Genomic DNA, 21,571 nt, shown 5'->3' on the forward strand with positions numbered 1-21,571 from the left:
ATAAGAACTAATTTGGTACCACAACAAAATTAACCTCATATGAAACCACTCATGCTGCTAAGCCTGGTTGTACTTCTGTCATGTACGCCAAAAGCCAACTGGTCAAAATGGCGCGGCCCTGAAGCCAATGGAAAAATCACCAGTAATAAACCCTGGAAAACCAATCTGGACTCCACACTTATAGCCTGGCAAAAAAATATTGGCAAAGGACATTCAGCAATTACAGTTCAGGATAACAACTGTTATGTAAGTGGATGGACTCAGTCTGTAAACGGAACCGATACCATAAATGAAACTGTTGTGCGTTGCCTGAATATTGAAACAGGAGATGATATCTGGACCTATACCTATCCTTCTGCGGAAAGAAGTTTTCCGGGACCAAGATCCACACCGGTTATTGATGAAGATAATCTGTTTATACTTAGCTGGGAAGGAACCCTCTACTGTCTGAGTGCAGAAGATGGAAAAGAAAAATGGAAGCGTGATATATACAGTGATTCCCTGATCGTGAGGGACAGATGGGGAATTTGTTCGTCCCCCGTAATTTATAAAAACCTTTTACTGCTGAACCTAAACCATCATGGAATAGCCTTTGATAAAACAAACGGTCAGCTCATATGGAACAGTCCCAGGGGAAGCGGAGCTTTTTCTTCCACTACCCTATTTGATTATAATGGTATCCAGGCAGGAACTTTTATGAGCGATTCATCGCTGTACATCGTGGATGTAAGCAACGGTACCATCTTAAACACCTATCCGTCTGATAAAAACTTCAGAAAAGAAAATGATGTAATACTTACAGATGATCCGGATCAACTGTTTTTATCCAATGAGCTGATCCGGAAAGAGGGTGCCCATTTCCGTTCTGTATGGAGGAATGACACTGTTGCATCAGCGTTCAGAACAGGAGTTATTGTTGATGGCTATGTTTATCAGTTTAACAACTTCAGAAATAAAATGAAATTGTTTTGTCTAGACCTTTCATCGGGCAAAGAGATGTGGAATCATACCTACGATCTGTTTGGATCAGTTTCTGCCGTTGATGATAAACTGGTTATTCTATCGGGACTGGGTAAAGTAGCAATCGTAGAAACCAATCCGGAAGAATACACTGAACTATCTATTTTGCAGGTTCTACCCAGTATTAATAAAAATACGCACTGGTGCTGGACTGCACCGACCTTTACCAACGGAAAAATATTTGTTCGAAATTCCAATGGTGATCTGGCCTGTATTAATGTTGGTTCTTAAGTCTCATTTTATGTCTGTCGCATTATTGAAACAATGCACTAAAAACTATAATCCAACCCGTCAATTGTTAAAAAGTATTAAGCCTTAAAGCACTGTATATGTGTGTCTTGCAATGCACATACACCTGTTTCGTTTCAGTAATCTATTTTTATTCAATCTAAGAATAAACAACAACCGGTTTAGTATTGTTAATTGAATACATTCCCCGAACGGAATATTTGAAACGGAGAATAAAACAGGAAATATTAATAATTTAAAACTGAAATATTATGGCTTATAAATTACCGGATCTTGGGTATGATTATTCAGCCCTTGAACCACACATTGACGCAAGAACAATGGAGATTCACCACACAAAACATCATGCAGCATATACCAGCAAACTGAATGATGCAGTAGAAAATACAGATTTAGCAAATAAATCGATTGAAGAAATTTTCGCAGGTGTTTCAAAATTATCCCCGGCCGTGAGAAATAACGGTGGTGGTTTTTACAATCACAAGTTATTCTGGGAGTGGATCGCTCCGGGATCAGGAAAAGAAATGGATGCAAACCTGAAAGCTGCCATTGATAAAGCTTTCGGTTCTCTGGATAAATTTAAAGAAGAATTTTCGAATGCAGCTGCCACGCGTTTTGGTTCCGGATGGGCCTGGCTGGTAAAACTGGATAACGGGGATTTAGTCGTTACTTCAACCCCTAATCAGGATAATCCGCTGATGGATGTAGCCGATGTTAAAGGTAAACCAATCCTTGGACTTGATGTCTGGGAACATGCATATTATCTGAATTATCAGAACAGACGTCCGGATTATATCAGTGCATTCTGGAACGTAGTAAACTGGGATAAGGTTGCAGCGCTTTACAACGAATAACAATACGAAGTATACCTAAACAAAAACTGTATTACACTTGCTGTAATGCAGTTTTTTTATGTCAAAACGGGTAGCCAAGAGCAATATTGAATACCAGGTTATTCCGGTACCAGTTCCATGACGACATATTGGAAGACCGGGTTAACCACCGTTCCCCTGCCGGAAGTGAAGGATCGCGCAATGGCAAACCTATATCCAGCCGAAGGATAATGATTGATGCATCCAGACGCAGGCCTAAACCTGTATTTACAGCTAATTGCGATAGTATATTATCAGGTTTAAAAAGACTACCCGGTTTATAAGCGTTTTCACGTAACAGCCATATATTACCGGCATCCATAAACAAGGCTCCCTTAAAAAAGCCGGCAATTGGAAACCGGTACTCAAGGTTGGTTTCCAGCTTGATATCACCGGGTTGGTAATACAACACATTATTTAAAGATGTATCTCTATACGATCCCGGGCCGATAGAATTATACCGAAATCCACGCAGACTGTTTGCTCCTCCTGAAAAGAACTGTTTGCTGTATGGCAATACGTTTGAGTTATTATATGCATATCCCACTCCTGCATAAAATCTGTATGCAAGTGATCCATATTTTTTCAGATCATAATAAAATCTCGTATCCAGCGTCGTTCTTACATACTGGGCAAAATAAACACCCAGAAACTTATTTCTGGTTCCACTTTTCCCATCAATCCAGTTCAGTACATTTCCTGCCGTTTCAAGATTTCCTGAGAAATAAGAGGAAAGCCGCTTATCTGTAAAATCCTGGTTCCTGTACGTAAAAGTATATTGCCAGCTTAAGATAAACTGTTCAGCATAACTCTGTGCTACAAGAGGGTCTTTTTTATTTAAGTTTATAAACGCTTCTGATTGTTTATAGATATCTGCATAATCCAGCGAAAATATTTTAAGGCTATGATGCTTCTCTGCCGTTTCCTGCCAGTTATATGCCCAACCGGCATTAAGTGAATACATGCTAAAATATTGTTCTCTGCGCAGAAAAGAGTTATCCAGTGTGAACGATGTGGATGATCTGTATTTATCTGCCAAAAGCTTGTTCAGATCTAAAAACGGAAACACGAGCTTCGGAATTTCCAGGGAGGACTCAAGCGAGAGATTGATTGAGTTTACGCCCTGCTTCTTGCTGAACAACTGCGTTTCAAAACCGGCATTGAGTCCAATGTTTAACTTTTGTGCCCGATGCAAAAAGTTCCTGTCATTGTAGCTTAGGCTTAGACCCGGACCACTCTGATCATTGGATTTTGTGACGGCTTCGAGCGTCAAATCTACGGTTTTGGGAATATCAGGGGTGAGCTTTATTTCAGGGATCAGTACCGGAGAGCCGGAAGTTGAATCTTCCTTATAGTCGATATTGATATACTTATACACATCCAGTCCAACAAGTTTTTTTATGGTAGCATTATGACGGTTTAAGCGGAACTGATCGCCCGGATTAAAAAGAATACTTCGTTTCAAAACATTTGGTTTCAGGGTGTACTCCTCTGAAACATAATGTATCCGTTTCATATTTATGGTATCCGGTCTTTTTTCCTCATTTGCATTTTCTATGACGTAAACATCACCAAGCGAGTACACCCTGGTTGCTTTTTCGGGCATACTTGCTTTCAGGTACATCATCAAATCTATGGTATGACTGGTTCTGCTGCTATCAAGTTTGAACCCTATATAGTCCGGAATAAACGCGTAATAGCCTCTGTTATTCAGGAAAGTCCCGATCCGCTCCCGTTCTTCTTTCAACATATCGAGATCGTAAAACTCTCCTTTCTTAAGGACTGTATTATTTTGCGATTCAGATATGCGTCGGGTGATTCCGTTTATGGTATCGGGAAAGGTAACATTATTTATTTTGTACCTGTTACCCGTTTGAACCTTATAAGTTACAGCTGTCTTTTTATGTTTTGTCACCGGATCGAAGGAGGTGCGGGCGTCGAAATACCCCTGCCTTTTCAGTTCATACTGAAGATTACTTTTAGATCGTTCCGCCATGTATGTCTGGTATATAACCGGCTCCTCGCCTATACGGTACTTTAACCAATGCCTTAATCCTTTTTCCGGAACCGAATCCCCGGCAATATGATAAAACCACATCCTCATTGGGAATACACCAAGTACCTTCCGGTTTGGATCCGGAATGATCACATTGTTTAAATCGCTTTTCAGTGACAAATCTTCATAAAAACTATCACCCATATCCAGATCAGCACCGGTATACAGGCTTTCATTTTCACTGATATACCGGGTGGGCCGGCATGAAGCCAATACCAGAATCGATAGCATAACAGCAAAGGACTGGAGCAATATGTTTTTACTTTGTATTATCATTCTCACCTTCTGTCTTTTTTTTGTTTTTGCGTTTAAACAATTCACTAAAGTGTGTAAATGCCTTGCTCAGTTTAAGAGCGATACCCGTTTTAACAACATCGCCAACCAGTACGTCCTCATATTCAGATGACCGGAAGGCCTGCACGCTAATACCTCCCTCCTTTGATACCTTGTAGTCAATTTTAAAGTCTCCTGCAACAGTATTCGAACCCGGTGGCCTGCTGTTTTCATTCTCTACATTAATGCTGCTTCCAACCTCTATGGTCAGTCTGTCACTGAAAAGCGTCTTGGAAGCACCAAATACAAGGTCCGTGTTTCCTGATGAAGTATTACTGAGCCCCGCCCTGGATTCAACATCAAGGGTAAGATTTATACCTTTTATGTAGTTTTGCGCAAACTGATTGAAGCTGTTACTCAGAATATTACTTAATCCGTTTCTGGCAGTATTGTTTAACCGATAGGCCATATCCGGTCCACCAACATTCTGATTCATAAAAGATTTAAAAATCAAAAGGGAAAGAACCTGTTTATTAACTGCCGATTCATCGCTGTTTAAACGGTTGAGTTGCTCCGAGACCAGAGCATCGGCTTTTCCCGGTGGTGTTTCAATGTCAAAATTTATATCCGGAGAGAGTAAGTCACCCTTCAGATTCATGACAACACTGAATGGCAAAGGCTTTCTGTACTGAGACAAACTCTGACTTCCCGCGTTCAACTCATTTGCCACCAGACCAATGGGACTGGTATTAACATCAAACGACGCCACAAGATCCACTTCAGGTTTCAGAACATTTCCTGTCCAAAGCAGGTAACTCCCCTGCCTAATATTAAAGGTCCGTTTAAAAACATTATATAGCAGTAGTGTATACTTTCCACTGTTTATGGTATAGCGTCCACTCAGTGAAGGTTCCGAATTACCACTCAGCCGTAGGGAAAGATCACCCTTGCCACTTACCTGCAACTGTTCTTTGGTAACCGGATCAATTACGATGGTAACCGGTATATTATCCTGAAAGGATATATTAGCCGTAATATCCGGTAAACTTCCTGAATAGTTCAGGCTCTGATCCGAAATCCTGGTCACCACCGATGTGTCTTTGTTGATGAATTCAGCCACATCCTGTTCCTCACCGGGATCGGATGAGGCTTCAGGAACTGTGAAATGTAAATCTGATCCTTCCTTGATGGTCGTTTTCATATTCAGTACAGGACGGTTAAGATTTCCTGTTAAAGATGCATCAACATCCGTGATTAATGTACCATGATACAGATCAAGTTCATTCTTATCCACATTGATAAACATGAAGTCATTTGCCTTGAAGTTAAGATTAAATGTTGTTTTGTTTTCCGGACGATATGCCAGGGTTCCGTTTAAAACCGCTTTATGCTTATTCTTATCTGCTATGGTGGTTTTATTAAATTGCAAGGTATTATTACGAACTTCAACCGTAGCATCATTCATGGTTAAAGGAGAATTCAAAAGCACGGGATTCACAAGCAGACTATCGAACCTTAGTTGTCCATTCAACATGGGTTTGTCTGTTGATCCGGAAAGTTTTAGTTGTCCGGAAAGTTCTCCCGTTAAAGCATAAAACTGACTTTCCAGCAGTGGCGCAAAAGGAGATAAAGTAAAACGGTTAAGTACAATATCCATGTCCAGCGTCGTAATTTCTCCAACCTTATATTGCCCCTGCAACCTTGATGTACGGCCATTGTTTTGTAAGTCTATGTTAAAATCGTACAGATCAGCGGTCGTTTGTTCCGCCTTCAGGTCCAGCATATCGAACACCGTATTTCCGAATAGTTTCAGATCTGAAATCAATAAATCCGATGTGAATGTAGACCTGCTGTCTTTCTTACCAAACACAGCCTTTCCGTTTATAACTGCAGAAGGTGCTTTACCATCATATTCTGCGAGAGAAGCCAGTGTTTTAAGGTTGAAATTGGAAAAATTAATCTCTGTTTGATCCTGATCGCTGTAATCCCTGCTGCTCACGACACTAAGGGTATCGGAGTTATGTGATAGCTGAAAATTGCTGAACAGAGTCCGGTTTTTCTTTAACAGAATTGCATTATCCTTTGAAATTCTCCAGGGACTACGGTTTAGAATAAGGCTATCCGGCAATATGCTGATTTGTAAATTCTCATTTCCATTTTTTGAAAGCCTGGCCTGAATAAAGTAAGCCGAGTGGTTTTCATCGTACGGCAGGTCTAAGGTATTAAACAGAAGGCTATCCTTCAATATACCGCTAATCCGTGTTGCAGGGATGGTTACAGAGCCGGAATTCACCTGCCTGAAACCGGATCTGTAATTAAACTTATTCTGATCTGCATTAAGTTCAGTAAACAGAGAATCCACCGCCATGGAATTATACTCCAGGTAAGGCAAAACCAGTTCTGCATGAAGACCATCATTTTCATTATATGAAGCATTTAATGTAGTTGGATTCAACTGTTTTAAACCGGGAGTCAGAAGTTGGGTATAAACAGGATCTTCCTCCAGTCTTAATTTAAATGTAAAACTTTTTGATTTTAAACGCTCAACATCTGGTGAATCACCATTTCTTTTAATAAAAGGAACATAATTCATTAACCAATTCCCCAGATCCATCGGTTGTAGTGTTCCGTTATATTCCGCATGAGCGAAGGGAGATATCAGCTTAATATTGCTTGTATCACCAACCTTAGCACTGAGAAATAGAGAGTCAGGATAATAGACTGTATTGTTGCGGTTGATAACCAGTTTATTAATAACCAGAGAACTATTAAATTCGTTGGGAAGACTACCTGAAATATCCGCTCTGACCATGCCACTCATTCTGAAGTCCTCATTCCTGAGTTTTAGCGATTGCAGATCGATATAATCTGCATGAAGTGCCAAACTTATAACAGACACTGAATCCGCAACATAATAAGAGGCATCGGTGGTTAACTTCAGATTAGGATCGGCTGAGTTGATTCGGGCATAAAGAGTGTCGTTCCGCTGTTCTGCGTTTGCAGTAATATTTTTATATGTATACCCCCCGTAATCCAGCGATCTGATCTTTACATCTCCATCAAGTTTTTGCAATTTATCTTTCACCAGAACAGCATTCAGATTTGCAGTTGCCGATAATGCACCAATCGTATCCGGATTATCCAATAAAACACCAAGTTTATATTCCGGAATACCAATTTTTGCTGTAAGTGATGTACTTTGCTGAACGGTGTCCTTGCGGTAGGTTCCTTTCAATACAATTTTACCCTGAACAGATGACATCTGCACTTCAGTTCGTGCTTCATAGAGTCCACCGCTTCCGTAACCGGTTATACTTAAAGTATCGGGCAGAACCAAACCTTCCGGAAGATCCAGCATTGTCAGGTAAGGCTTAAGCTGAAGGTAGTTGAGCCAAAAGTGTTTAATGGTTAAATCAGTGCGGAGCTGATCTATGTTGGTAGCATTAAAAACCTTCCCACTTATGGCCATCTTTACCTTGTTGTCCGATGAAAATTCAAGTTGTGATATGTTGAGCGAATCAATCATGCCACTTATATCAGATCTGATGTTCAGTACAATACCGTTTTGAACCAGATCCGGAAAGGAATCGGAAAGTTCAGGCAGAAAATATGCTACATCCCTGATATTCATGCTGGCATCCTGACGAAAAGTATTGATGTCAATAGACTGTGGCTGTTCAGTCAGCGCAACAAGAGAATTATAGCTTAAACGTATTGAACCGTTATACGTGCTGGCTGATGTATTTAATACCAGAGAATTTATATTCAGTTCGTTTTGATTCACCGAAATACCTGAACCAAAGTTTTTAATTCTGAATTGGTTCCCGGATAACAGGGCAAATTTTTCCAGGTTCATATTCAAACCCTTGTCGTCCAACTCCAGATCATCTATTTCTCCTGATAATTCAGAGATATGAATATGCCCCGGATCAAACCCTTCCTTCATTCTCTGCTGATCCGTATCCAGTATAAACTGATTATCCTCCAATGAAATTTTATCGGCGGCTATCTGCCAATCGGGGAATGTGAAAGTACTTTGCCTATTCGTTTGAATGCTATTCCCGCTTGTATCTGCAGACGCCGGTATTTTTAACATTAAACTAATGTTATTTAAATCCAGTGAATTCAGAACAATGGACTGTTGCTCAAGGTCAAAGGTGTTGTCCCTGATCACAAGATTGATATGGCTGGCATCAATGACTGAACCGGAAGCATCGGCATACTTTACTGAACAGTTTTTAAAACTTCCTTTTCTTTTCAGTTTCACAATCAGATTTAACGGCTCAGTACTTACAGAAGAGACTTCCGTCACACTTCCGGTTTCAATTAAAGCCGAAGTACCGGATAACTCAAAATTATTGATATCATAATTGTTTTTCTGAAGATCTATAGCATTCATTTCCAGTTTAAACTGCCCCAGGTTAACCGCAATATTGCTTTTTGAAACTGCATCTTCCATTAAAAATCTAATGTGATCAAGCATAACAGTTCCAACCGTAATTCTTAAGTGATCAGAAGATGTTGTATCAGCGGTACTTTCTGAAACATGACCAAATGAAAAATTAAACAACGAATCCCTGGAATTTCGGTTCAACCGTACATAAGCATGTTCCAGCTCAGCATGTTCAACCACAAGATGGCTTTTAAGTAACGGGATTAGTCTGACAGACACAGCCAGTCGTTTTCCGGCAACCAATGTATCTTTATCGGTTCCCTGAATATAAAAATCATTCACCGTAATCTGAGCAGGCGGAACATAGCGGATTGATCCTATTGCAATATCCGTTTGCAATTGTTTTTCTGCCTTACTTACAACCTTTTGTGTGATGAAATTGCCGGTTGGAGGAATTATAAGAAGGGTGGTTATCAGCAACAGTAAAAACACAATCGTACTAATCAAAACAACAACCGTTTTGAATAGAATCTTAAAAATACGGTGTTTTTTATGCGCCATAGTATAAAATTAAACTACCAATTAACACACACTAAGGTGTATTGATTGGCAGTCTATCAAAGGTAAATAATTATAAAGAGAAACGGAGTGTTTAATCTTCGGTTTCTGTATCTTCTTTCCGGCTTCTGAATTTTTCAAAAAGTGAAATTAGTGCCAGCTTTATCAGCTTTCTGGTATAGTCCTGCACTCCCTGTCGAACTGTCTCAACAATAGTATATCTGATGCCTTTGAGTGAAGATACGATGGCTTTTTCTTTCATAGTTACATCGTATTCCAGCATGTACTTTACATAAGCCAGTTCCTGGAGTGAATGAATTTCGTGTAACTTATTCTTTTCTAATGCCTTCATTTCTGATTGTCATTTTTGGGATTGAAAATTATAGAGGATAAGTGCTTCACCAGTGGATTGGAAAACAACTGACGACGAAAGAAATAACCCAGAATTATAATGATCAGATAAATCCCTCCGGAAATCAGAAAACCTTCTGATATGCTTCCATGGGTTTCACCATACCAAAATGAAAATGCAAAAGAAACCAGCATCAATAACATTAACAGGGAGACCAGGACCAGGATGGTTGTGATAAAGTAAGTCCCTATACGGGTAAACTTCTCCAGCATTTCCACTTTCCACAAATTAATGCGGGCCTGAAGGTATCCCTGAATAATATCATTTAACTCCGAAATATTCTCTTTAAATGATTCCTGTTGCATGATTATTTCTTTTGAGCTGTTGCTGCCTTGGCTTTAGTTTCAACCTCTTCAATCTTTTCTTCAGCTTTCTTTTTTACGTTGCTCTCCAGATCATTAAACCTGGTTTTAACTTCATCCACAAAGTCTGACACATAAGATTTCAGATCGTCGATACTGTCATTCATACTGTCTTTAAGCTCATTGGAAGCTTTTTTCGCTTTTTTAGAAATTTTCTTCCGTGTTTTTTTCCCTTTGTCCGGAGCAAATAAGATTCCGGCTAATGCACCGGATGCTGCTCCGGCGACAAATCCTAATACTGCATTTGATGTTTTTGACATAACTTTATTTTTTAATGGTTAAACATATTTTCGAAATAGTATACTACCAAAACCCTGCCATAACAGAACTTTACTCTGTTTCAGCCGTTTTCACATATCTCTTTGGGGTTTTATTACACAAACAGCAACAGCACCTGTGGAATTATGTCACAATATAATTTATGCCTTTTCTTTACTGTAAAGGGTTAGCGTACATAGGCTCACTTTTTGATCCTCTCTTTTACAAACTAAATTTTATGAATGTAAATTCAGGACAGGTATCAAATACAGCCAACATATTAATCGTTTTTCTGGCTACTTTAGCTTTAATGTATCTGGGAAGAACCATTCTCATTCCATTGTTTCTTGGTTTAATACTGGCGTTGATCCTACTGCCACTAAGCGACTTCTTTGAAAAAAAACTTCCCCGACTTTTTTCCATCATCCTTACGTACGTTACCATAACCGCGGTTCTCACCGGCATTATGTATTTTTTCGGTTCCCAGTTTGTTAAACTATATGATAATGTGAAGGATTTCGGTGCCAGCATAAACAAACTCCTGACCAGTTTCTTCCATCTTGTCAATGACAATCTTTTCAGTGGCGAAGTGCAGATCAAAGACCTGCTAAGCCAGGAAAACGGCAGTATTCTGCCAACCACCGCAATCATTCAAAAAACCATAAGTGTTTCAAGTGGCTTTTTATCTGCGATAGGTCTTGCTATTATTTTTTCCTTTCTGTTCCTACTCTACCGTTCATCCTTTAGGATATTGCTTGTGGAGAAAACAGGATTCAGCGATAAAAAGGAAATTGCAGGCATCATAATCCGCATAAAGAAAGTGATTCAGAAGTATTTTTATGGTGTATTTTTTGTAATGCTGATCCTGGGAATACTAAATGGTTTTGGTTTATGGATCATCGGAATAGACTACCCCTTCCTTTTTGGTTTTTTTGCTGCCTTCCTGGCTATAATTCCTTACATCGGATCCTTTATAGGTGGTGCACTTCCTTTTCTATATGCTGTTCTCAATTTTGATTCCTTCTGGCCAGCCGTCTGGGTCGTTCTCTGGTACACTCTTGTTCAGGCTTTTGAAGGCAACTTTCTCACGCCAAAAGTTGTTGGTTCTCAGGTGAGCATGAATCCGCTATTCGCCCTTATTGCTTTGATCCTTGGCGGAATTATCTGGGGAATAGCAGGCATGATTCTTTTTATTCCGTTATTTGCCATACTTAAAATTATGATGGAAAACATTGAAGAGCTTAAGCCATACAGCTTTATGCTCGGGAAAAAATTCGGACATAAACAGAACTAAAGCTCCTCATCCACCAGCAAACTAATTTTCTCCTGTGTGCTGATGCTTTGAGGAATAAGATGATGACCATAATCTACAATTGCACCGCTCTTATTCACCAGCATATAGTATGGAATCCCACTGAATCCGAACCGATCCTTGAGGTCCCGCGATTCCTCTCTGCTACAGAGAATATGCAAACCTTCAAGGTTCAGCTCTTTAACCCTGCTCAGCCATTTGTCCTTTTGGGTATCGGTACTCAGATATACAAATATCATATCCCTGTTCCTGTACTGAGCCTCCAGTTCTCCTGAAAACTTCATATTACGAATACAGGGAGCGCAACCTGATGCCCATACATCAAAATATATAACCTTACCCGGATACTGGCTGATCAGACGTTTCACAATATTATGTTCCGATTCTTCAACATTAATGCTCCTCCCGTTCAATTCTTTACCATATCCGGAATCAAGCACCTTTTCTGTAAATCTCTCAGGATGATCCAGGTATTCCCTGGTCCTTTCAACCCTGTCAAGAACAGAAAACCTGAGAAAGACATCAGCTAACTGCTGATCGACCTTTTCACTGTATTTATCATAAAACCGGGTTGTATTACTGTTTAAGCTTGAATGGACAAAATAACTCAGAAGAAACTCATTCAGGTACTTTTCTTTTGTGTCACGGGATGAAAATATATCAAAAATGTCATCGTCTGAAATTCTGCGGTTCCTGTCACCTCTCATGGCACTGTTGAATTCATTTACAACATATCTTTCTGCGACCTTAAAATAATCCGCCATGATTAACGTGTTATCATAGGTTTCAGCTAAATTATCGGTAAATGAAAAGTATGTTGAAGAATCCTTCATTTCTTCCCGTGTTCTCATCCTGTACTGTAAAGGGTAATTAAACATCCACCGGGCATAATCCAGGTCAATCTGTTTCCTGGCCCAGGCTTTAAATGCTTTGGATGGTTTGTGTTTTTCTACAAAACGGTTCAGTTTCCCGTTGTTAACTCTTTTGATACTATCGCAAAATGCTTTGTAATTTAAACACGGAATATCATAGGCGTGTGAAAACCTACCAAGGTATTCACTCCTGAACAGACTTATTTCCTTATTCAATTGCGCATTATCACCTGAAAAGTCTGTATTAATTATATCCGCAAAATCTTTGTATATGAAAAGACTATCTCCCGGCCCGATAACAAATCTCTCCTCTATATTAGCCAGACTAACTTCGCGCCATACTACGGGGTAAAACTCAAATCTGAACTGACCGACCGAGTCAATTTTCTGCGTAATCAACTGGTCGTCACCTCTGAAACCAGGGATAACAAGCTTTAATTCCTTTATATGTGGATAAACACTTAGATTGGTAATCTTACCGGAAATTATGGCTGTTTTTAGCTTCTGACGTTCAAATTTCTTCTGCTCAATTTTTTGAATTATCCTGGAAGTACAACTGCTGGAAACAACAAGCAAAATAAAGAGATAACCGAATGACTTTTTATACATAGTGGAGTAATTTAGTTCGCCTCAAGGGTTCTGCTCTAAAGGTAAACATTTTATACTAAACCACTTAATATAAATGTTGTATTTTTTAAAATTGAAACTCAGCCAACGGTTGCACAAAAGAAGAAAAACCCTGAATACGCTTTGCTGAACCCGGTTTATTTTATTTTGCGAAATGTGGATCTAATCTCATTCAAAACCTGATTTACATCTATTTTGCCTGTATAAACCACAACGGAATACTTTAATTCTAATGGCCTGTGTTTTGGTAAATAAACAGGCTTTCTTCCCGGGAATACGGCATTCTGCATGCTTTTTTTGCTGCGAAGTATCCAGGTTGGGGAGCCGGGTTGGTTATCAGGATCTGCATATATCAGTAAACCTCCGGGTGCCGTACCATCTTTGGCATAAGTTCCGCTTATATTCATATAATCGCCAGCTTCAACGGCTTCATTAGCAGGCTCAACCTTCCCGTTTGATGAAAAAAACCGCACATCATCCGGCAGCTTTATTCGAGTTGAAAAACCACCATACCCTTTTACATCATCAGAGCCCCCCAGTTGCAAACTGTCCACCAGAGGTGTAAGTGTGATGATAACATCAATAATCCTGTAATTCTGCGTCTTTGGATGAAAAATACTGGTGACCTCTTCTTTCATATATGCCTTTCCCGCGTCTTTATATTGCGGTGATAACCAAAATGTTTTGGTTTTAAGCCTGCCATTACCATTTTTAAGCGTTTTGAATCTTACGCGCTTTATATCTGTTATAAAATTGCGAAGATCCCATGAATCACTAACCTGTTCAGATCCGATTAGTATTTGGTGCCAGGCCCAGAAAATACCACGGTGATGCATATGGTCATCAGGAGCATTCTCAGTAATTACCGTCTCATCAGGTAAATATACCGGATGTAAAAAATTGTTTCTCATTAAATCCGGTGTAGGCCCCGTTAGATTATACTGGTAAAACGCCACATTTTGTTCGCCTTCCATGACCAGATATCCACCGTCCACTTTTTGCATCCATAATTGAGCCATCCCTGTTTGCAGAGTAATGACTAAACAAATACCCATTAATATTATGGCTTTATTTTTCATTTTTGCGCTTGTTGAATTTTATCCAATTTACATGTTTTTTTGTAAAAAACCCGATAATATGGATTCGGTCTAAGACGATCTGTTTTTAGACATTTATATAAAAAGCAGGGTTGATAGGACGAGCGTCCTATCAACCCTGTAAGCATCATCAAATGTTTATATGAAGGATTAGATGTTATCAATTTTATCGCCGAATTCTTTCAGTTTGGATTTTACATCAGCCATGAAATCCTGCAATTCATCGCCTGTTTTGTCACCAAAATCAGCAATTTGTTCTCTGATATCTTTACTTTGTTTCTGTAAATCTTCAATTGCCTCTTCAGTCTTTTCACTGATTTCTTCACCGGACTCCTCGGCTTTATCCTTGAACTTATCAACTTTGTCGTCAAAATTATCCAGGGCTTCATTCACCTTACGTTTCATATTATCCGGGTCATCCTTAACTGCCTCGGCAATTTCTTCTTTTACGTCTTTTAATTCATCGCGCAAATTCTGAACGGCATCCTGTGCCTCATCCTGCATTTGTGTCTGTTGATTTTCAGACTGCTTATTCTTATTCTGCATATTACATCCTGCGATAAAAAACACAGCCAAAGCAGAAAATAGTATCACTCGTAAATTCTTCATAATTTTTATAAAGTTTATATATTAATATTTGTATTTATTCTCTCTTTAATAAAGTTACCTCTAGATGGCATCATTGATTTCCTTGATCAGTTCTTCTTTTGATTTTCCGATACGATCCTGTAAACGGCCTAGAAGCTGATCTTCCTTACCTTCAACATATACAAGATCATCATTGGTTAACTCACCATATTTCTCTTTCAGGTATCCTTTAACCTGATTCCAGTTTCCTTTTATTTCAAACTTATTCATACTCATCATTTTTTAAATTCGATAAGTATAATGAAAATAATATGCCATAAATTCACATATTGGCTTAAGGCCTCATTATAAAAGCGATCCGGACCCATAAAACAAAAATGCAGAAAAAATAATTCCGATCGCTTCGGGCATAATTTCCACAAAAAAGTGTGGAACATCGTTACAAACCAGCATGTATTAATTCCAATACGAACTAACTTTGGAAGTTAATACTGATACGATTATATTTAAAACAAAGATGAAGACTAAAGCATATAATGTAATAAATCAGCTTGTTAACCGTAAGATTAAGATATAACGCTACCCTTCATAATTTAATGTCATTTAACATGTCGCAATAAATAAACAATGGTATGCACCTTGTTGTATATAAATTACGATAAATACAGGATGAAAACTATTTAAGATGAAAGTACCGCTTGATGATGTCATATTGGAAAAACTACTGACAAGAAATTCACACAATGAGGAATATGAACATATTGCACATATATTTAATCTTATTCCATCACTGTTAATTATTCTCAGTCCCGATGGGGAAATTGCCTATATAAATGAGGCAGGCTGCAAACTTTTGGGTTCAGATAATAAAAACCTTGTTGGGAAGAAATTTACTAAATTCATTGCACGGGGTGATCACAAATCATTTAATGACTTACTTAAGACACTTGATAATTCAGGTGTTGTTCCCGATTCTTTAATTTTAAAAGTTTTTAATTCAAATGAGGATATTGTTTCGCTGAGCTGTAATACTTCGATAATAGAATCGGAAAATCACAACTATGGACTGCTGATTGCCGCCACGGATGTTTCACATATGATGAGGCACTACCAAATGCTGGAACGGGATAAAAACCTGTATGAAAAACTGGCGGCTCAGATTCCGGATATCAATCTTTTTGTACTTGATACAGACCTAAAATTTATTATCTCAGTTGGGAATGAGCTCAATCTGAGTGATGCCCCGGATTCAGATCTGAATGGAAAAACGATAAACCAGCTTGAAGATAAAAACCTAATCGAAATATGGAAGCCACATTTTGACTCTGCCATGCATGGTAAAGAAATTGCAACCAGCTACAATTACAATAAGCGCTATTATGATATTTGGGTATTTCCACTTTATGATGAAAACAACGAAATAATGGGTGTAACGGCCATAACTCAAAATGTTACTGATCAAAAAGAACTTGAACTTAAACTGAGGAAAACGATAGATGAAGCGGAAAACGCCAATAAAATTAAAAGCGAATTTCTGGCCAATATCAGTCATGAAATCCGAACCCCTTTAAACGCCATTATCGGTTTTTCTGAACAACTCAGTCAGACTGCACTGCAGGAACAACAGGAAGAATTTGTTAAAGTCATTTCCAAATCGTCAGAACATTTACTGTATCTTGTCAATGACATCCTGATCCTTTCAAAAATTGAGGCCAACGCCATTAAATTTGATGTTTCACCGTTTAAGATTGAATCGGTCATTACATATATTTACAATACGCTGAAAATAAAAGCAGAGCAAAAAAATCTCATTTTCACATATGATATTGATCCCAGACTGAATATGGTGATTAAGGGTGATCCTTTCCGGCTGAGACAGATCATCATCAATCTGGTTAACAATGCCATTAAATTTACGCATAACGGATATGTTGAAATGAAATGTTTTATGATATCTGATGAAGAAGATGAAGTTAAAATCAGGTTTGATGTAATGGATACCGGAATCGGCATAAGTGCAGATAAAATGGCCACTATTTTTGATCAGTTCCGACAAGCTGACTCCCGCATCACAAAACGATATGGTGGAACAGGACTGGGATTAACGATTTGTAAAAATCTGATAGAGAAACAAAATGGAAGTCTTACCGTAAAAAGTGAAGAAGGAATGGGAACCCGGTTTAGTTTTGTACTACCTTTCAGAAAGGGTAGTGAGACTGAACTTTCCGAAGAAAATATTGATGATTTTGACTTTATGGAATTATCTGACAAACATATACTTCTGGTTGACGATGATAGCGTAAACAGACTTCTGGGTAAAACCATTCTTGAAAAACTGAAATGCAATTATGAGTTAGCAGGCAATGGTGAAGAAGCCATTAAAATACTTAAAGAGACACAATTTGATGCGGTTTTACTGGACATTCATATGCCTGATATCAGCGGGCTGGATGTTGCAAAATACGTACGCAGGGAATTAAAAAATGACACAATAAAACTGATTGCAGTGACAGCTGACGTGTTTAATGAGGACATAAAAAATTATTATTCTGCAGGAATAGATGACTACTTAATTAAACCCTACAGGGAATTGGAGTTGTATAATGTGCTGCGGAAAGTATTAAAGATTAAGCCGGATAAAAACTCAAAAAGTGCTGAAAAAGTTATTGTGAAGGCAAGTGAGAATGACCTGTATAATCTGCGGCAACTTAAGGATATAGCAGAAGGAAACAGCGATTTCATCGCTAATATGCTTCGAACGTTCATAGTAAACTCCGAAAACGCCATCATTGAATTCCGGAAAAGCCTGGAGCATAATAAGTGGAATTCGATCAAGGAAACGGCGCATCGGATTTTACCTTCTTACAGGCACCTGGAAGCTTATACTACAATAGATTTACTTACGGATATTAAAAACATGTCATCCAATCAGTTTGGAAAAGACAAAGCCATAAATCTCATTGAGAAGGTGACCACCAATATCAGGGATATTATTGATAAACTGAACCGCGAAATTAAGGATTTAAATGCGTGAATAAACGTGTCAATACCTTATACCTCATATTGATACCTCACAGGAATAAGTGTAATGGATATCAACTTCAGTCTGGGGCTATGATAAAAAATAAATGTTAAAAGTATGAAATAAATTGTACCTGTTCTCATGTTTAAATGGAAGATAAACAGTTGAAATTAGGGTAAAAGACATCCTCTGTACAAGCGCTATTAGTCTCTAGATATGCCTTGCACAAAGGATTTCAATTAAATGACCCTCTTAATTCAAATGAAACAACATATATGCAAAAAAGCCTGCCAGCCCGCTTTAAGCGCTATTGACATTTTGAACCAAAGCATTCCGGGTATGTTTTATAAGTAAGTTTATTAGCATCTTTATTACCTTAATCATCAATTGTTTTTATATGAAAAACCCAATTCTAGTCATCGACGACGATACATATATCAGCGATCTACTGGTTCGATATTTAAACCAGAAAGGTTATGCTGCCACAGGTACATATTCCGGTGATCAGGGTAAAAAACTTATCCTTGAGAATATGTATGATGTTATTCTATGTGACTACCGCCTGCCTGACACAAACGGTGAAGACATGCTTGCTTTTGTCAAGCAAAAAAGGCCAGGAATACCGGTCATTATTATGACAGCGTACCAGGAAATAAAAACTGCAGTGAAACTGATTAAAGCAGGTGCTTATGATTATGTTACCAAGCCTGTTTTGCCAGATCAGATTCTACAACTTGTATCAAACGCATGTGCAACAGTTCAACATGATCCTTCATTAGAATTTTCATCAGGTTTTATTACAGGCCCGAGTAAAAAAATTCAGAAGGTATTATCCTATTGTGAAATAGTTGCCCCAACTGATGTGATGGTTATTCTGCAGGGTGAAACCGGTGCTGGAAAAGAGTATATTGCCCGGGCAATACATGATCAGAGTGAACGAAAAGATAAACCATTTGTAGCTGTCGACTGTGGCGCACTACCCAAAGAACTGGCAAACAGTGAATTATTCGGGCATGTTAAAGGCTCCTTTACCGGTGCAATTAATGACAAAAAGGGATACTTTGAGCAAGCCAAAGGTGGAACACTGTTTCTTGATGAAGTAGGTAACCTGACCTACGAAAACCAGGTAAAACTACTTCGGGCATTACAGGAAAAAGTTATTTACCGGGTCGGAGGAAATAAACCCATTAAAACAGATGTCAGAATTATCACTGCCACAAATGAAGATCTTTCAGAAATGGTGAAACGGAACGAATTCAGAGAAGACCTCTATCACCGTTTAAATGGTTTTAAAATAAAAATTCCTCCACTGCGGAAACGAAAAGAAGATATCCCTGATTTTGTAAACTACTTTATTCAAAAAGCCAATAAATCTTTTAATAAATCGGTTAAACAACTCAGTGATGAGGTACATGATATTTTTATGAACTACAAATGGGATGGTAATATCCGTGAATTGCGTAATGTTATAAACCGATCCGTTTTGCTGACACAGGGTGATGAAATCTCAAAAGATGTATTGCCGGAAGAATTTACCGGAAAACTGGATAATGATGGTGTTTATCTGAATTCCGGTTTGATAAATGAGAATGGCATCCCTGATCTGCGTGAAGTCACCTCACTAACAGAAAAAGAGCTGATATTAAATGCATTAAATGAAGCGAAGTACAATAAATCCAAAGCAGCTAAGATGCTGAACATTGACCGCAAAACCCTGTATAACAAATTAAAGACCTACAACATAGATATAGCTCGTCAGTAAGATGCTATTTCAATGAAAGATCCTTAATACAGATGTTTTCGTCTGACAGAATAAATTTCTCTTCAGCATTAACGATGGTTTGCCTGATCTTCTTATAGGCTGATTGTTTCAGTGGCAGAAAATTACTGCTGCCAAGATTATCCATTTTAAAGCGAACATACTGGATGGTAATAATGTCAATATCAACCGCAGGCTGATAAGCGGTGTCATCCACTGTATTCACTTCTGAGATTAATCCGGCCCGTTGCAGATCACCCATAATCTTACGCACAAGTCTGACCGGAATATTTTCGTTATCTGCAATTTCACTGGCTTTTAAGGGTTCTTTCCCCACCTTGAAACGATCAATAATAAGGTAAAGGATATAAAACAAAATCGAATTCCGGTATGCTATACTTATATCTTTAATGTCACTGTCGTATAGAAAATTTTTGTTGTTTTGAATGGCGAAAGAGAACTCTGCCCCATATAATACAAGGACCCAGCCAAGCTGCAAAAACATAAGAAATAACGGCAAGGCAGCAAATGTCCCGTACACAGCATTTATACGTGACAAATACACCTGCCCGTTGATATACCCATACTGTAAAAACTGGAACAATATTCCGACCAGTACACCGGCAATTAAGGCTGGTACAACCTTAACCTTGGTATTTGGGATCACGATATAAAACAGAAAAAACACAAGGGTGTAGAGCACATAAGGAGCTACGGTTGCCAGAATAAGGGTTATGGGTCCGATGGCAAAGTCCAGCCCCAGGACTTTAAACAGTTCTTCAATTCTGGTGGTTACAAACACATTGGCCCCGGCAGAAAAAATGATGATAACCGGAGCCAGAATCATAAAACCGAAATAATCCGTGTATTTTCGTAATATCGTTCGCGGTTTTCGGATCTGCCAGATATCATTAAACGTATTTTCTATATGGCTCAGCATATTTATGACAGACCAAAACAGAATGATGAGGCCTATCCCTAAAATGAAACCTTCCTGCGTCTTATCGAGATATTTATATGCAAATCCAAGAATTTTTTCAGCAACATTCGTCTCCCTGGTTTGCGGTATAGAATCCGTATACATTGCTGTATCAGCGGGGGATTCCGTGACTTTAACAGAATCGGAGGTTATGATGATGGTCTGGTCGCTGAAATTTTTTATAATCTGATCTTCAATATAATTCTGAAAGCCAAATCCCCGGGCTATTCCAAGCAACAAAGCTAAAATAGGGACTACTGCCCATAACGAATAATAGGTTAGTGCAGACGCGCGAAGTTGTACTTTATCTTCAAGAAAACCCTGGATAGATAAGGCCAGGATCCTGAACGGCTTCATCAGATAACGCTTCCATGTGGACAGTTCTTTTTCAGGTATTCTCCAGATGTCCTGCGTAACGAAATGAATAAGATCGTTTAATTTGCTCATTACAGATAGATTAAAAAAAACAGCAGGCCTGTAAGCCGGGTTCTGTCTCCCGATAAACCGGGATGTCTGTCATTTATCTGAGCGACCTACCCCTCCCGTCTTCCAAAGAAAAAAGCGGGCAGCTTTATACGGGATATACATGGTCTTGCAACCCGAAAGACATACAGCTATTTATGTTGCCATAAATACTGGTGGGCTCTTACCCCACCTTTTCACCCTTATCCCGATATACATCGGGACGGTTATTTTCTGTTACATTACTATGCCTTCACAAACATCTTCGCTTTCCGAAGTTCGGTGCCCTGTGTTGCCCGGACTTTCCTCTCCGACAAATATGGAGCGACAGACCGGCCTGCTGGTGTTGCAAAGGTACAAAAATATATATTCGAAGAGTTTACCGGCTAAAATGAATTAA

Annotated in this window: 15 protein-coding genes and 1 other RNA gene; 5 read left to right on the plus strand and 11 right to left on the minus strand. The window is 38.8% G+C overall.

Features of this window, described 5'->3' with window-relative positions:
* The first annotated feature begins 39 nt into the window (after positions 1 to 39).
* Both ACE1EF_RS17880 and ACE1EF_RS17885 read left to right on the plus strand, forming a co-directional pair.
* Complete coding sequence (locus tag ACE1EF_RS17880; RefSeq protein ID WP_375722068.1) at positions 40 to 1,251, plus strand: outer membrane protein assembly factor BamB family protein; 1,212 nt, start codon at positions 40 to 42, stop codon at positions 1,249 to 1,251.
* A gap of 269 nt (positions 1,252 to 1,520) precedes the next feature.
* Complete coding sequence (locus ACE1EF_RS17885; RefSeq protein WP_375722069.1) at positions 1,521 to 2,123, plus strand: superoxide dismutase; 603 nt, start codon at positions 1,521 to 1,523, stop codon at positions 2,121 to 2,123.
* 61 nt (positions 2,124 to 2,184) lie between these two features.
* Here the strand turns inward: ACE1EF_RS17885 and tamL are convergent, their stop codons facing one another.
* The 5 genes from tamL to ACE1EF_RS17910 all read right to left on the minus strand — a co-directional run bounded on the left by tamL (position 2,185) and on the right by ACE1EF_RS17910 (position 10,455).
* Positions 2,185 to 4,473 (minus strand): translocation and assembly module lipoprotein TamL, encoded by a 2,289-nt coding sequence (tamL, locus tag ACE1EF_RS17890; RefSeq protein ID WP_375722070.1) that lies wholly within the window; start codon positions 4,471 to 4,473, stop codon positions 2,185 to 2,187.
* On the minus strand, positions 4,457 to 9,424 hold the full coding sequence (locus ACE1EF_RS17895) for a translocation/assembly module TamB domain-containing protein (RefSeq protein ID WP_375722071.1): 4,968 nt from the start codon (positions 9,422 to 9,424) through the stop codon (positions 4,457 to 4,459). Before ACE1EF_RS17895 ends, tamL begins: the two co-directional genes overlap by 17 nt.
* 91 nt (positions 9,425 to 9,515) lie before the next feature.
* The gene (locus ACE1EF_RS17900; RefSeq protein ID WP_375722072.1) at positions 9,516 to 9,773 is read right to left on the minus strand and encodes a hypothetical protein; all 258 of its coding nucleotides are present in this window, start codon (positions 9,771 to 9,773) and stop codon (positions 9,516 to 9,518) included.
* Positions 9,770 to 10,138, minus strand: coding sequence for a phage holin family protein (locus tag ACE1EF_RS17905; RefSeq protein ID WP_375722073.1), 369 nt, complete (start codon positions 10,136 to 10,138; stop codon positions 9,770 to 9,772). Before ACE1EF_RS17905 ends, ACE1EF_RS17900 begins: the two co-directional genes overlap by 4 nt.
* Positions 10,139 to 10,140: 2 nt before the next feature.
* The gene (locus ACE1EF_RS17910; protein ID WP_375722074.1) at positions 10,141 to 10,455 is read right to left on the minus strand and encodes a YtxH domain-containing protein; all 315 of its coding nucleotides are present in this window, start codon (positions 10,453 to 10,455) and stop codon (positions 10,141 to 10,143) included.
* A gap of 236 nt (positions 10,456 to 10,691) precedes the next feature.
* On the opposite strand from ACE1EF_RS17910, the gene ACE1EF_RS17915 reads away from it, so the two are divergent.
* A complete protein-coding gene (locus ACE1EF_RS17915) occupies positions 10,692 to 11,747 on the plus strand; it encodes an AI-2E family transporter (RefSeq protein ID WP_375722075.1) in 1,056 nt (351 codons plus the stop codon).
* Here ACE1EF_RS17915 and ACE1EF_RS17920 read toward each other — a convergent pair.
* The 4 genes from ACE1EF_RS17920 to ACE1EF_RS17935 form a co-directional block, all read right to left on the minus strand.
* Entirely contained in the window at positions 11,744 to 13,246 is a 1,503-nt protein-coding gene (locus ACE1EF_RS17920) for a TlpA family protein disulfide reductase (RefSeq protein ID WP_375722076.1), read from the minus strand. The two genes, ACE1EF_RS17915 and ACE1EF_RS17920, sit on opposite strands and share 4 nt — an antisense overlap.
* Before the next feature lie 155 nt (positions 13,247 to 13,401).
* Positions 13,402 to 14,343 carry a DUF6807 family protein gene (locus tag ACE1EF_RS17925; protein ID WP_375722077.1) on the minus strand — a complete coding sequence of 314 codons (942 nt, stop codon included), beginning with the start codon at positions 14,341 to 14,343 and terminating at the stop codon, positions 13,402 to 13,404.
* Between the two features lie 168 nt (positions 14,344 to 14,511).
* The gene (locus tag ACE1EF_RS17930) at positions 14,512 to 14,970 is read right to left on the minus strand and encodes a hypothetical protein (RefSeq protein ID WP_375722078.1); all 459 of its coding nucleotides are present in this window, start codon (positions 14,968 to 14,970) and stop codon (positions 14,512 to 14,514) included.
* A gap of 60 nt (positions 14,971 to 15,030) precedes the next feature.
* Positions 15,031 to 15,219: a CsbD family protein gene (locus ACE1EF_RS17935; RefSeq protein ID WP_375722079.1), complete on the minus strand. Its 189-nt coding sequence runs from the start codon at positions 15,217 to 15,219 to the stop codon at positions 15,031 to 15,033.
* 415 nt (positions 15,220 to 15,634) lie between these two features.
* Here ACE1EF_RS17935 and ACE1EF_RS17940 point away from each other — a divergent pair, with 415 nt between their 5' ends.
* Positions 15,635 to 17,983: an ATP-binding protein gene (locus ACE1EF_RS17940; RefSeq protein ID WP_375722080.1), complete on the plus strand. Its 2,349-nt coding sequence runs from the start codon at positions 15,635 to 15,637 to the stop codon at positions 17,981 to 17,983.
* Between the two features lie 385 nt (positions 17,984 to 18,368).
* Positions 18,369 to 19,733, plus strand: coding sequence for a sigma-54-dependent transcriptional regulator (locus ACE1EF_RS17945; protein ID WP_375722081.1), 1,365 nt, complete (start codon positions 18,369 to 18,371; stop codon positions 19,731 to 19,733).
* A 4-nt stretch (positions 19,734 to 19,737) separates the two neighbouring features.
* On the opposite strand, the gene ACE1EF_RS17950 is transcribed toward ACE1EF_RS17945, so the two are convergent.
* Together ACE1EF_RS17950 and rnpB are read right to left on the minus strand one after the other, a co-directional pair.
* Entirely contained in the window at positions 19,738 to 21,156 is a 1,419-nt protein-coding gene (locus ACE1EF_RS17950) for a YhjD/YihY/BrkB family envelope integrity protein (RefSeq protein ID WP_375722082.1), read from the minus strand.
* Between the two features lie 15 nt (positions 21,157 to 21,171).
* Positions 21,172 to 21,515: RNase P RNA component class A (gene rnpB / locus ACE1EF_RS17955), an RNA gene on the minus strand.
* Positions 21,516 to 21,571 lie beyond the last annotated feature (56 nt).

It is taken from the genome of Quyinboa sediminis, from assembly GCF_042219855.1.
GTDB lineage: Bacteria > Bacteroidota > Bacteroidia > Bacteroidales > UBA5342 > JBHJHP01.